At 54.9% G+C, this 13,451-nt stretch carries 12 protein-coding genes; 3 read left to right on the top strand and 9 right to left on the bottom strand.

Annotated elements, in window-relative coordinates; all coding sequences use genetic code 11:
- Window positions 1-25 precede the first annotated feature (25 nt).
- Genes kdsB through ACT3T7_RS03575 form a run of 5 tightly spaced genes read right to left on the bottom strand, consistent with a single transcriptional unit; the run spans window position 26 to window position 6,116 of the window.
- Window positions 26-796, bottom strand: coding sequence for a 3-deoxy-manno-octulosonate cytidylyltransferase (gene kdsB / locus ACT3T7_RS03595; protein WP_172116364.1), 771 nt, complete (start codon window positions 794-796; stop codon window positions 26-28).
- The gene (locus ACT3T7_RS03590; protein WP_172116363.1) at window positions 796-1,005 is read right to left on the bottom strand and encodes a Trm112 family protein; all 210 of its coding nucleotides are present in this window, start codon (window positions 1,003-1,005) and stop codon (window positions 796-798) included. Before ACT3T7_RS03590 ends, kdsB begins: the two co-directional genes overlap by 1 nt.
- Before the next feature lie 13 nt (window positions 1,006-1,018).
- Window positions 1,019-2,044, bottom strand: a complete 1,026-nt coding sequence (gene lpxK, locus ACT3T7_RS03585) for a tetraacyldisaccharide 4'-kinase (protein WP_444630114.1) — start codon at window positions 2,042-2,044, stop codon at window positions 1,019-1,021.
- Window positions 2,044-3,777, bottom strand: a complete 1,734-nt coding sequence (gene msbA / locus ACT3T7_RS03580) for a lipid A export permease/ATP-binding protein MsbA (RefSeq protein WP_444621422.1) — start codon at window positions 3,775-3,777, stop codon at window positions 2,044-2,046. The genes lpxK and msbA overlap by 1 nt, the downstream gene beginning before the upstream one ends.
- A gap of 56 nt (window positions 3,778-3,833) precedes the next feature.
- Complete coding sequence (locus ACT3T7_RS03575) at window positions 3,834-6,116, bottom strand: DNA internalization-related competence protein ComEC/Rec2 (protein WP_444630113.1); 2,283 nt, start codon at window positions 6,114-6,116, stop codon at window positions 3,834-3,836.
- 97 nt (window positions 6,117-6,213) lie between these two features.
- On the opposite strand from ACT3T7_RS03575, the gene ACT3T7_RS03570 reads away from it, so the two are divergent.
- Window positions 6,214-6,765: a DUF2062 domain-containing protein gene (locus ACT3T7_RS03570; protein ID WP_444630112.1), complete on the top strand. Its 552-nt coding sequence runs from the start codon at window positions 6,214-6,216 to the stop codon at window positions 6,763-6,765.
- Here the strand turns inward: ACT3T7_RS03570 and ACT3T7_RS03565 are convergent.
- Both ACT3T7_RS03565 and ACT3T7_RS03560 read right to left on the bottom strand, forming a co-directional pair.
- The gene (locus ACT3T7_RS03565; RefSeq protein ID WP_444630111.1) at window positions 6,762-7,442 is read right to left on the bottom strand and encodes an ABC transporter ATP-binding protein; all 681 of its coding nucleotides are present in this window, start codon (window positions 7,440-7,442) and stop codon (window positions 6,762-6,764) included. The genes ACT3T7_RS03570 and ACT3T7_RS03565 overlap by 4 nt on opposite strands.
- Window positions 7,443-7,548: 106 nt before the next feature.
- Entirely contained in the window at window positions 7,549-8,790 is a 1,242-nt protein-coding gene (locus ACT3T7_RS03560; protein WP_193053776.1) for a lipoprotein-releasing ABC transporter permease subunit, read from the bottom strand.
- A 222-nt stretch (window positions 8,791-9,012) separates the two neighbouring features.
- On the opposite strand from ACT3T7_RS03560, the gene ACT3T7_RS03555 reads away from it, so the two are divergent.
- Together ACT3T7_RS03555 and ACT3T7_RS03550 are read left to right on the top strand one after the other, a co-directional pair.
- Window positions 9,013-10,065, top strand: coding sequence for an agmatine deiminase family protein (locus ACT3T7_RS03555; protein WP_444630151.1), 1,053 nt, complete (start codon window positions 9,013-9,015; stop codon window positions 10,063-10,065).
- A gap of 9 nt (window positions 10,066-10,074) precedes the next feature.
- Window positions 10,075-10,989 (top strand): carbon-nitrogen hydrolase, encoded by a 915-nt coding sequence (locus tag ACT3T7_RS03550; protein ID WP_444630110.1) that lies wholly within the window; start codon window positions 10,075-10,077, stop codon window positions 10,987-10,989.
- Window positions 10,990-11,139: 150 nt separating this feature from the next.
- On the opposite strand, the gene ACT3T7_RS03545 is transcribed toward ACT3T7_RS03550, so the two are convergent.
- Window positions 11,140-12,096, bottom strand: coding sequence for a Nudix family hydrolase (locus ACT3T7_RS03545; protein ID WP_444630109.1), 957 nt, complete (start codon window positions 12,094-12,096; stop codon window positions 11,140-11,142).
- A 100-nt stretch (window positions 12,097-12,196) separates the two neighbouring features.
- Entirely contained in the window at window positions 12,197-13,426 is a 1,230-nt protein-coding gene (gene argJ / locus ACT3T7_RS03540) for a bifunctional glutamate N-acetyltransferase/amino-acid acetyltransferase ArgJ (protein WP_441677052.1), read from the bottom strand.
- Window positions 13,427-13,451 lie beyond the last annotated feature (25 nt).

Here is a 13,451-nt window from a genome sequence, read left to right as displayed (position 1 = left end):
CGCGCTCCCTGTACGTTGAAAAGTATTAACCAGATGGCGCTAACAGCGCGCGAACACGAGCTAAATCTTCCGCCGTGTCGACACCTGCCGGGTTAACCTCGCACGCCAATGCCACCTGAATTAAATGGCCATGCTGCAAAGCGCGCAGCTGTTCAAGCTGCTCTAACTGCTCCAGCATTGAGGCCGGCCAATCCTGATAGGCGGCTAGAAAGCTCGCGCGATAGGCATAAATCCCGATATGGCGCAGCCATGCATCCGTTTCAAGCAGTGCAGGCTGCTGCTTGAACTGCTCACGATCCCAGGGGATGGGCGCACGTGAGAAATACAGCGCCCGCCCCTGCAGTGAGCGCACTACTTTGACCACATTGGGATTAAAGAGTGATGCTACATCGTTAATCGGCTCAGCCAACGTCGCAATGGAGGCTTCTGCGTCATCGGCCAAGCGCAGTGCCACTTGGTCGATTAACGCGGGCGGAATGAGCGGCTCGTCACCCTGCACATTCACCACTAGCTCGTTTTCACCCAAAGAAAGGACCTGGGCAACTTCGGCAAGCCGATCCGTTCCCGAGGCGTGATCATCGCGCGTCATGACGACCTCAGCCCCATACGGCAGCATCGCATCACGGATACGTTCATCATCGGTCGCAACAACGACACGAGCCGCCTGGCTTTGACAGGCACGCCGCCATACATGGGCGACCATAGGCTCACCAGCAATATCCAGCAGTGGCTTGCCTGGCAACCGGGTTGAACCATAGCGGGCAGGCACAACGGCTATAAATGCAGGAAACGCCATTACAGGTCTCCCGTGCGACCTGGTGAGGTTGGGAGCTTTTCGTCAGCGTCCATTACCCGGGCTTCCTCAGGCAGCATAACCGGGATACCTTCTTGTATCGGATACGCTAGACCGTCATAAAGACAAACCAGTTCCTGCGCTTCGCGGTCGTACTTAAGCTTGCCGTTACATAACGGGCAAACCAGCATTGCCAGCAGTTCCTTATCCATTTATGCATCCCCTTCAGGACAGAGCTGACAGCCTGGCTGCCAGCCAATGTTCAAATTCTAATGGAAGCGTTGCCTCCACTTCTAATATCCAGCTATTGGGTGGCGCAATTCCCATGCATTTCACCGCATCTTTGGCGGTCATGACCACGGGCCGCTGTTTCGCCGGAGTAAATATATCCGCACTAAAACGCTGGTGGTCTGCCAGCGCCAGCATCTCACCGTTTACGCCTAAATCACGCAATGTAGTAAAAAAGCGCGCGGGGTGTCCGATACCGGCCACGCCAAACACCGGCACGCTAAAAGGTAGCGGTGTCAGCGGAAAGCGCTTGCCATCATTTAGGCGCCGCCAACTTATCGGCATTAGCTGCATGGAAGTGGCGCTCACCGAAAGTGATTGGCGCATGTCTCCCTTCGCTATTTCACCATTCACTATTTCACCATTAACAACCACCGCATCTACACGCGCTAAACGTTCGGGCGACTCACGCAGTGGCCCCGCAGGCAGGCAGCGACGATTACCCAATCCTCGTGCACCATCAATCACCACAATCTCAATGTCTCGCTCAAGCGCCAGATGCTGCAGCCCGTCGTCACTCAAAATAATATCGCAACCGAGATCGACCAACGCTTGAGCGCCACGCGCACGCTTGGGGTCTGCTACCACGGGCAACAAGGTTTGCTGAGCCAACATAACCGGCTCGTCACCGCTTTGCGCGGGATCCGTCGATGGCGTTACCTGGAGCGGGTAGTGCTCGGCTTTACCGCCATAACCACGCGTGACAATACCCGGCGTCCAACCTTGTGCGACCAACCAGCGGCTTAACCAGGCCACTAATGGCGACTTTCCGGTTCCACCCAGGGTGATATTACCCACCACGATGACCGGCACTGGCGCACGCCATGTGGCCTTTTGGCCACTCACGTACGCGGCTTCACGACGCGCCATGGCATAGTTATAAAGCGCGCCCAATGGCCTTAGCGGCAATAGCCATGGGCTATTGTGATAGCCCGCTTCAAGCCAGCGCTGCGCCAGCGTCATTATGCTTCCTGAAACTGAAGTTGATACAGCGCAGAGTAGGCACCACCTTTGTCCAGAAGCTCCTGGTGCGCTCCTTGCTCAATAATACGCCCCTGGTCCATCACCAGGATTCGATCTGCACGCTCAATCGTGGACAGACGATGGGCAATGACGAGTGTCGTTCGTCCCTGGCAGACGTGCTCCAGCGCTTTTTGGATGTAACGCTCAGACTCGGTATCCAGAGCGGAGGTTGCCTCGTCCAAAATCAATATCGGGCTATCTTTAAAAATCGCCCGGGCGATCGCCAGACGCTGGCGTTGCCCACCCGATAGCATGACCCCGTTTTCACCCACCACCGTTTCATAACCTTGTGGCAGCTTATCGATAAATTCGCTGGCATACGCCGCCTTGGCAGCAGCTTCAACTGCCTGACGATCAGGGTTCGCCGTGCCATAAGCAATATTATCGGCCACCGTGGCGTTAAAGAGCGTCACTTGCTGTGTGACCAAGCCAATCTGCTGACGCAATGGACCTAACGCATACTCATTGATATCCACACCATCGATTAAGATGCGCCCTTCATTAAGACGATAAAAGCGTGGCAATAGGCTAACGAGGGTTGATTTTCCGCTGCCTGAACGACCCACAATCGCCACCATCTCACCAGGCGAGACGTGCAAATTGATGTCATGCAGCACGCTTGGCTGGTCGTCGGCATAGCGAAAACCAATATTTTCGAGCATCAGCTCGCCCGTTAGACGCTTGGGCACACGCTGACCGGTGTCTTGTTCCGGTGCTGTATCCATCAACCCAAAGAGCTCTGAAGCGGCGGCAAGCCCTTTTTGAATTTCACTGTTAATTTCAGTGAGCTGACGTACCGGCTTGATCATCAAGGCCGCTGCGGTAATAAACGCAACAAACTCACCTGGCGTCATATCGGCCATTATCGCCGGCGCCATGGCCAGCCACACCAGCAGCGCCATGGATATCGCTACCAGCATAAGAATAACCGGGGAGCTTATCGCCCGCGTCATTGCTTCTTTCATACTCTGTTTACGGTTCTCTTCGCTTACCCGTGCAAACCGTTGCTTTTCATAATCCTCAGCGCCGTAGGTGCGCACAACGCGGTAGCCTGACAAGCCTTCGGAAGCGACATGAGTGACATCACCCATCGAGCTTTGTATGCGTTTGGAAATACGCCGAAAGCGCTTGCTGACATAGCTCACCACCACGCCAATAATAGGGGTAACCCCTAAAAACAGTAGGGTTAGCATCCAGTTCGTCCAAAACAAATAACCCACCAACCCCACAACAAACAGGCCTTCACGCAAAATAACGGTGACAGCGTTCGTTGCAGCACCCGCCACTTGCTCTACATGGTAGGTCACGCGCGAAACAAGGTGGCCGCTTGAGTGCTGGTCAAAAAACCGCCCAGGCAGATGCAGCATGTGGGCAAAAACGTCGCAGCGCAGCGTGTGGATCACATAGCGTCCTACATACGCCATATAGTAGGTGCTTAGAAAAGTGCCTACACCACGCGAAGCAAACATCAAAATAACAAACAGCGGAAGAAACAGCCGAAAAGCAGCATCGGGATTTTGGATACCGTCGATTAACCGCTTCATCATCTCAGCAAGTGCCGTACTTGATGCGGCATATACCACAAACCCAATAGCGGCCAAGCCAAATGCTTGCCAGTGTGGTTTTACGTAGCTAAGTAGCCGTTTATAAATAACCCAACTTGAATCGGTCACACGCGCTCCTGGCAATAGTGTGCAATGCGCTGGATTCTACCTTATGGCGAGGCGCATCAACACCGCTTAACGCCACCATGTTGAACATTACCGGATGGCCAACGCATTGGTGTAATAGACACAGGATGATCTTTTTGAAGCCAAAACCGCAGTGCCCCATCGTGCCCGGTACTCCACAGGCAGCTCTTATACGCTCGGAAGCGGCGTACCACATCATCGACCGGATGCTGGAAAGCATTATTGCGACCTGCACTAAAGATCACATGCAAAGGCGTCGTATGCTGGACAAACTGAACACCTGAGCTCGTGCGGCTACCGTGATGTCCGGCGACCAATACGCTGAGCGGCACATCAATATCTTTTAGAAAACGCCGCTCTATATCACGGCTGACATCTCCGGTAATTAGTAACTGATGCTCTCCCGCGCTGACTTCCAGCACACAGGAGCGGTCATTGGCCGAGTAATCATTGGACCCGGCAGGCGGCCATAAAAACCGATACGTGATTCCATCGCGTTGCCACTGCTGGCCACGCTCGCACGGGGTGGCCGTTACCGGTAGAGCTTCACCTAGAGGCGCACGCCAGTGCGTGACTGCATGGCTCTCCAGTAGCGCGCCTATACCGCCTGCATGGTCACTGTCGGCATGGCTGACTATCACCTCATCAAAACGCTGGCCTGGCGACCACAGTGTTTGCAGAGGCATAAAGCCTGCCTGAAAACGTGGCCCAGTATCGTATAAAAGCCGGTACTGCTGGCTGCGTAGCTCGATAAGCTGACCCTGGCCCACATCATGCACCGTTACACGCAACGTGCCTTTAGGTATTTGCTCCAGCGGAAGCCACCAGGCAAGCGATACCACCAGGCACGTAGCCCCCACTTTCAACCAGGACACCACGCCAGGCAGCCCCCAGCATAAGGCCAACAAAAGAAGAGCGCCGCTTAATGGGTACACTAGCGCATGATCAGGTTCCCACAGCGGCCATCGTTCTGACGTAACGGTCAGAAAAACGTAAAAAACCGACAGCGCTTGCTCAAACAACCACCATATGCCCGTGCCCAGCCACGGCAGAGGCGAAAATATCCAGCCCAGCAGCGCCAACGGCACCATGATTGAACTTACCCAGGGCACGGCGATTATATTAATAATGGGCGCGCCCGGCGCTATACGTCCAAATGCGATCAGTACGGCGGCGGCCATTAGCGGGGCCAGTAACAACTGGGAACGCAGCAACGCCCAGCACCAGCCTTTAACACCTTTTGGACGCGTGCGCCCTTGCCAAATAATGATCAACCAGGCAACAGCCACAAACGATAGCCAGAGCCCAGGGCGCCATAAAGAGAGCGGATCAAGCAGCAGAATAATGGCAAGTGCCAGCCACCAGGCCTGCCAAGTGGCTGGGGAGTGTCGACCACTGAGCACCCACAGCCCTACCAGCGTCATAACCATGGCGCGCATGGCGGGCGGTTCCATACCGGCCAGATAGGCATATCCGATGGTGACCAGCGCGGCCACCCACCAGGGCCACACGCGCATTCGCCAGTTCAAAGGCGCTGTTAGCCGTGCGATGAGCTTTGCCAGCAACAGCGCAAACCCGGCCACCAGCCCCACATGCAAGCCTGAAATAACCACCAGATGCGTCGTTCCCGTGGCATTGAGTAGCGACCAGTCCTCCTGGGTTAGCTGGCTGCCCTCCCCCAGCGTTAAGGCTGCGAGCCAGCGGCGTGTTCGTTCACCAAGTGGCTGCCTCTCCAACACATCAAGCGCCAGCTTTCGTACAGAAAACCCAGCCGTGGCCAATTGCGTCGGCGCTGGCTCCTGGCGTACATACCCCGTTGCATGAATGCCTTCTCGCCAGAGCCACTGTTTAAAATCAAACGTACCAGGGTTGGCAAATCCGCGAGGCGGGCGCAGACGTAGCGTCATTCGCCACTGCTCTCCCGCATAGTAAGTCGGCGCGTTATACGCCGTTACACGGACCTTGTTAAGCGTATCGCAAGCGGGGTGATGGGTAGGTCCTTCACAGGTTTTTACCGCTAACAGTAACCGCTGTGCATCACCCAATGGGGTTACGCTCAGCACCCTTGCTTCCACAACGACATCTTCGCCGTTGAGACCTTCGGGCAAGCGACTGCCCCACTCCTGATGAATGCCGACCATCACCCAGCCGCCCAGTAATAGCCAGAAAGCCGCCTTGGCGCGCCAAGTCATCAGTAGCAGCATGCCCAACAAGCTAATGCCAATAAAGGGGTCCATTGCCCCCGTTATACCGCTTAATCCCGCGATTACTGCCCCTAACAGGGCCGCTAGCGCTGCCGGTATCGCCATGCCAAACGGCATACGACTCTCCTTGGCTTAAGAACTTCATCTACTTGGCATAGCCGAAGCGCTACGCGATATGGATAATAGGGTGCACTAATAGGCAAGAGTACCTGACATGCCGCGCCGGTTCCTGCAGCGCTACATGCCCAAACCCGACACGCTACGGCGACAGCGGTCGCTACGCTTTATAGCACCGCTAATTGCCGACCCCGGGCTGTGGCTTTTAACTCGGCGAAGCGTTGCCAACGCCTTTAGCGTTGGCTTGTTTTGCGCCATGCTACCGATTCCATTTCAAATGGTAGTCGCTGCCGTGGGCGCTCGCCTAAGCCGTTGTAATTTAGCACTTTCGGTAGGCCTTGTCTGGATTACCAACCCACTCACCATGCCGCTGATTTTTTATTTTAACTATCGAATTGGCACATATATGCTTGGAGCCCCGGTACGCGAAGCACCTACGCGTATTTCAACGCGCTGGATTGCCGAACAAATGCACGATATTTTACCGCCACTGATTGTTGGCTCATTTATTACGGCTATTGTGCTAGCAGTGGCCGCCAATATCGGCATTCGCCTTATTTGGCGCTGGCATGTCTCTCATAATTGGAAACGCCGCCGCCTAAACAGGCAGCGGCGTCGGGCATGTATCGAATCCGAGTTCGATGATTAAGACATACGGGGCTGCTCAACCAACTTGCCCGCGTCCAGTTTAAGCACCCTGTCCTGATGTGCAGCCAGCCCCACATCATGCGTCACGATAACAAACGCACACGCGCTCTCTTTGGCCAACTCATCCATCAAGGCTAGGATCGTAGCTGCCGTCGTTTGATCCAGGTTACCGGTAGGCTCATCCATTAGCACCAGGCTTGGGTCTGTTACCAAGGCACGCGCAATGGCGACCCGCTGGCGCTCACCACCGGAAAGCTCGCCAGGCTTATGATCAGCCCGCGCCTTCATCCCTACGCGCTCAAGAATCTGCATAGCGCGTTTTTCAGCGGTTTTTTTCGATTGACCGCGGATAATTAACGGTAACGCTGCATTCTCAACGGCGGTAAATTCTGCCAGCAAATGGTGAAACTGGTAAACAAACCCAATGTAGCGATTACGAAACGTCCCCAAGGCCGCTTCGTTTAAGTTGGAAAGTGGCTCACCAGCGATCACCACCCGGCCATCGCTTGGGCGATCCAGACCGCCCAGCAAGTTTAAAAGTGTGGTTTTACCCGACCCAGAACTACCCACTATCGCCACCCGCTCGCCTGCACGAACGGAAAGTTCAAGCTTATCAAGCACGGTCAGGTCTTGTGGTCCTTCGCTATATACCCGCGTTAAATCTTGGCAATCCAACATAACAGGCGGCTCGTTCGCTCCCCCTGCTGCGGCTGGCGTAGCATTGGACGGCGTGGAAGTTGACTGCATAGACGTTAACGGCCCAGTAGTAGACATGGAAGCATCCTTATTCATAGCGCAGAACATCCGCCGGTTGAACGCGAGCAGCGCGCCAGGCTGGGTACAGCGTGGACAAAAACGTTAGACCGAAGGCCGCCAACACAATATTGCGCACGTCATCCCACCTAAGCTGGGACGGCAAATCGCTGATAAAGTAAACGCCTGCATCCAGAAATTTAATCCCAAAGGCCGCTTCAAACCAACCGATCAGATCAGATACTGTCAGCGCCAGCAGTATGCCCACAGCAACGCCAATCGCAATACCAATCAAACCAATGGCCATGCCTTGTACGATAAAGATGCCCATGATCGAGCGTGGCGTAGCACCAATGGTACGCAAAATAGCGATATCGGCACGCTTGTCGGTGACCACCATGACCAGAGTAGAAACAATATTGAACGCCGCAACGGCAATGATCACCGTTAGCAGCAGTGCAATCATGCGCTTTTCCATCTGAATGGCCTGGAAAAGGTTGCCATGCGAGTACGTCCAATCGGTGCCGCGGTAGCCTGGTCCCAGATCGTTCACAATGGCCTGGGTCTCGCTGCCCGCAATAAACAGATCATCAAGCTCAAGGCGCAAACCACCTACCGCGTCGCCAAGGCGCGCAAGGGTTTTCATATCTTCGATATTGGCGTAAGCGAGATTGGCGTCCAAATCGGCGCCCACGCTGAAAATACCGCTAACGGTAAAGCGCTTTAACCGTGGGAAGACACCCGCCGGAGTGATAGAAGCTTCCGGCACCAGCAGCGTCACTCGATCACCTACACCCACCCCCAGCTGGCGAGCAAGCATAGAGCCAAGCACCACATTCCACTCATCTGGCACTAATTCAGCCAACGTGCCTTGGCGCATATGCTGACCAATAATCGAGACCTGGTCTTCCCAATCGGGATCAATACCGTTGACCATGGCTCCCTGGTTGCGGCCACCCGCGGAAAACATGCCTTGCTGCTCAACATACGGTGCAGCCCCCATCACGTGCTCACGCTGCGTCAATCGGTCTGCCAGCGCCTCCCACTCCACCAGGCCATCGGTTGCTTCAATTTTAGTGTGCGGCACCATTCCTAAAATACGAGTACGCAGCTCATGGTCAAAACCATTCATAACCGATAACACCAGGATGAGTACCGCCACACCCAGCATTAGGCCCAGCATCGATGTTAGTGAAATAAAAGAAATAAAGTGGTTCCGGCGTTTGGCGCGCACGTAGCGCAGCCCCACCAGAAAAGGCAAACGATCAAGCATGGCGTCATTCCTTATTAATAAGCGCTCATGGTACGGTTTTTTTAGCCATACTGCATGTGCAAACGGGCATTAGAGTAACAGATCCCAGGCCCGTTCCCTGAAACCACGTAACGCTTGCAAGTTCTTCGACGACGCCCTACATTGCGCCCATTTGCGCTGGCTAAATCGGTGAGCGCTTTACTTCAAATAACGTTACCAAGAGACTTCCTAACCTTGGCCAATATGACATATCGCTTGCTGCCGGAATGGCACCCCCAGGATGGTCTACAGCTGACCTGGCCACGCCCTGATGGCGATTGGGCATCGCTTCTATCGCGTATAGAAGCAACGCTTGAACGCATTGTGCTGGCAACCGTTCGTTACCAGCAGGTAGTGATCAGCATGCCAGATCAAGCCACCTGTGACCGCGTACGCAAAACGTTCGATGCCTATGGTGTGCCTGCTCATAAGTTATTGCTGATCGTAGCGCCTACCGATGATACTTGGGCGCGTGACCACGGCCCAATTAGCGTTGTTGATGATGAAGGCCAGCCGCTACTGCTGGATTACACCTTCACCGGCTGGGGCGGAAAATTCCCCGCCAGCAACGATAATCGGCTGACGCAGGCGTTAGCCGATGCAGGCGTCTGGGCGTGCCCAGTGGCTTCACGCGATATGGTATTGGAAGGCGGGGCTATCGAAACCGATGGCGCGGGTACGCTGCTGACGACCGAAGCCTGCTTGCTCAACCCTAATCGCAACCCGCATTTAACACGCCAGTACGTTGAAGCCTTGCTAGGCGATGATTTCGGCGTCGACCGGGTGCTTTGGTTAACCCACGGGCATCTGGAAGGTGATGATACCGACAGCCACGTTGATACATTGGCGCGATTCTGTAATCCATCGACCATTGCTTATGTGCGCTGTGATGACCCACAAGACCCGCACTACGCAGCCCTACACACCATGGAGCAAGAGTTAAAGGCATTTCGACAACGCAACGGCGAGCCTTACCAGCTTATCCCTCTGCCTTGGCCACAGGCATGCTTTGACCCTGAAGACGGCCATCGTCTGCCAGCCACTTATGCCAACTTTTTGATTATTAATGAAGCAGTACTGGTGCCAACCTACGGCGACCCGGCTGATGCGTTAGCACTCAGTGCGCTGGCCGAAGCGTTCCCCAACCATGCGCTCATTCCCATTGAGTGTTCGAGCGTTATTCGTCAACATGGCAGCTTACACTGCCTGACCATGCAGTTGCCCAAGGGCACGCTCACCACCTCTTTTCATCAGTAAGGAGCCAGGATGTCTATCAAGGAGACCTCTGACCTAACGGTTGGCGTAGTGCAACAGTTTGCCTGGCCCGATAAAGCACAGAGCTTGGCAGCCAGTGAAGCGGGCATTCGTGATGCCGTAAAACGTGGCGCTCAGCTTGTCATGCTGCAAGAGCTGCATGCTACCCACTACTTCTGCCAGTATGAAGATCCGGCCCTGTTCGACCTGGCCGAACCGCTGGATGGTCCGACCGGACAGCACCTGGCCGCACTTGCTCGCGAATTGGATATCGTGCTGGTCGGCTCGCTGTTTGAGCGGCGCGCACCAGGGCTTTATCACAACACGGCGGTGGTATACGACCGAGATAAAGGCCGGGTGGGTCAGTATCGAAAAATGCACATCCCTGATGACCCAGGCTTTTATGAGAAGTTTTACTTCACCCCTGGTGACCACGATGCGAGCCGCGCAGAAGGTTTTACACCGATTGATACTTCACTTGGCCGTTTGGGCGTACTGGTGTGCTGGGATCAGTGGTACCCGGAAGCGGCTCGCCTGATGGCCTTGGCCGGAGCAGACTTGCTGCTCTACCCCACGGCGATTGGGTGGGATCCTAACGATGATATTGCGGAACAAACCCGCCAAAAAGATGCCTGGACGTTAATCCAACGCTCGCATGGCGTCGCCAATGGCTTACCGGTGATTGTTGCCAATCGCGTGGGGTTTGAAACCGATCATTCAGGCGTGGGCGATGGCATTCAGTTTTGGGGAGGCAGTTTTATTTGTGGGCCTCAGGGCGAGCTACTTGCCCATGCCGGTGAAGAAGATGAACAACTGGTTGTGACCATTGATATGGCGCGCTGCGAAAATACTCGCCGTATCTGGCCTTACCTGCGTGATCGCCGTATCGATGCCTATAGCGATCTAACCCGCCGCTTTCGCGACTAGGTGTTATCGCTCTATAGGCCAGTTTAACGTCGCGGTCTTTTACGGAAAAACGCCTGCCAAAATCATCTGGCAAGCGTTTTTTTCTAGTACCCTATTTCTGCACGTGCTTCAGCGCTGACTTACGCCATTACGTCAGCAGTAACAAACCTCTTACTTCCAGAAATCGCGAATCGAAGCAATGCCTTGGGCGCCTACGGCGCGGGCGTGATTGGCATCAAAGCGTGTCATTCCACCCAGCGCAAAGACCGGCATTCCGGCACGCTCAACCAGTTGTTGAAAATCATGCCAGCCCATCGGCGCTACTTCCGGATGTGAAGGCGTAGTGCGAAGCGGTGACAGCGTCACAAAATCACACCCCAGCAGCGCCGCTTTGGAGAGCTGAGTTTGGTCATGTGTCGAGGCAGAAAGCCACTTTTGCTCGGCAATCGGACGTCTATCCAGCTGCATCAAGCGCTCGCTGGTTAAATGAATACCATCGGCATCCACGCGTTCAAGCAGTGCAGGCTCGCCGTTGAGTAGAAGCTTGGCGCCATACTCATGACACATGCGCAAGGCGCGTTCAGCGCGCTTAAGATAAGCGGCTTCATCAAGCTGCTTGGCACGCAGCTGCACCAAGCGAACGTTGTCTTCTTTCAAGGCCCGCTCCAGGAGCGTATCAAAACGCGCCTCGTCAGCCTCTTCTTTTGTAATCAGATATTCAGTGGGCAGCATCACAGCACGCAGGATTGGCAGGTTGGCCGCCGGGAACGGATAATTAGCCAACTCCTCCATCGGCACCCAACGCACGGCTTGGCCTTCGCGACCAAAGGGCTCGCCAGCAAACTCGTGAACCTGCCAAACATCTAACAAAATATGCTTGTCAGGATATTCGTGATGCACACGGATCAAGGGCTGCGCACGTACAATCTCAACACCAAGCTCTTCGTGCAGCTCACGCTTAAGGCCCTCAAGTCCTGTTTCATAAGGCGCGAGCTTCCCACCCGGAAACTCCCACAAGCCACCCTGATCGACATTCGAGGGCCGACGTGCAATCAGTACTTGCTTCTGATCGGCACTAATGATGGCTGCTGCCGCAACATGAACTCGTCGTTTTACCATTACATTCATTACGTCTTTATCCACTGTGTGCGCACCGGCGGATCAGTGCCGGCGCTTACTCGCTGCGTGAGCCCTTTATGACTGCCAAACCCAGTCGGTGACTGGCTAACTAGCTACGATAGTCTGCGTTGATCGACACATAGTCATGGGAAAGATCAGAGGTCCATACGGTGGCACTCTCCTGACCGCGCCCTAAACTGATGCGAATCGTAATTTCGTCTTGCGCCATGACGGCACTGCCTGCGGCTTCCGTATACCCAGCCGCACGACCACCTTCTTCAACCAAGCGAACATCTGCCAGGTCAATGACAATGCGGTCCACGTCAAAATCAGCCACAGGCGCTCGACCTACTGCGGCCAGGATACGCCCCCAGTTAGCATCAGAGGCGTAAAGCGCTGTTTTCACTAAAGGTGAGTGGGCGACGGTAAATGCGACATCCAGCGCTTCCTGACGACTTTCTGCGCCATCAACCTGGAGCGTCACAAACTTTGTCGCGCCCTCACCATCACGGATGATCGCCTGAGCCAAGCTCGTCATTACCTGCTGCAATGCATCACGGAAGACAGCGATATCCTCGTCGTCTTCAATCGCCGCTCCCGTGCCTGTCGCTGCCAACATGCACGCATCATTGGTTGAAGTGTCGCTATCCACGGTAATGCAGTTAAACGAGGCATCCACCGTCTCGCGTAACAAGCGATCCAGCAATGACTGTTCAATAGCAGCATCCGTGACGACAAAGCCCAACATGGTCGCCATGTTGGGTTTAATCATACCTGAGCCTTTAGTGATGCCATTGATAGTAACTGACCCGTCACTAACCTTCGCGGTAACGCTGGCGCCTTTGGCTCGGGTGTCGGTGGTTAAAATCCCTTCACCGGCATTTTGCCACGCCTGACTATTGTCAGCACCTGACGCAAGCGCTGGCGTGATACCGGCTAAAAGGCGCTCCATGGGAAGTGGTTCACCTATAACCCCCGTTGAGAAAGGCAGTACCTGATGCTCGGCAACGCCAGCTTGCTCTGCTACCGCTTTACAGCTGGCGTAGGCATCATGAAGCCCCTGCTTGCCAGTGCCCGCATTCGCATTACCGGTATTAATTAGCCAGTAACACGGTGCTTGGCCCTGCTCGCGGCAACGCTCAATATGCGCCTTGGCAACCGACACCGGGGCAGCGCAGAAGGCATTTCGCGTGAACACACCAGACACGGTTGCCGAGGCGGGTAGCTCAATAACTACCATGTCACGACGACCCGGCTTTTTAATACCCGCCATTGCACTTCCCAAGCGCACCCCAGCCAAGGGGGGCATCACCGGAAAGGGACTATTTCCCACCGCCATGATCGTCTCCTCTACCTAAATCCAG

The sequence above is a fragment of the Halomonas sp. 111 genome, from assembly GCF_052379685.1.
In the GTDB taxonomy this organism is placed as follows: Bacteria; Pseudomonadota; Gammaproteobacteria; order Pseudomonadales; family Halomonadaceae; genus Vreelandella; species Vreelandella citrativorans.
The sequence above is the reverse complement of the archived record's forward strand: the minus strand, read 5'-3'. Positions and strand labels throughout refer to the sequence as shown.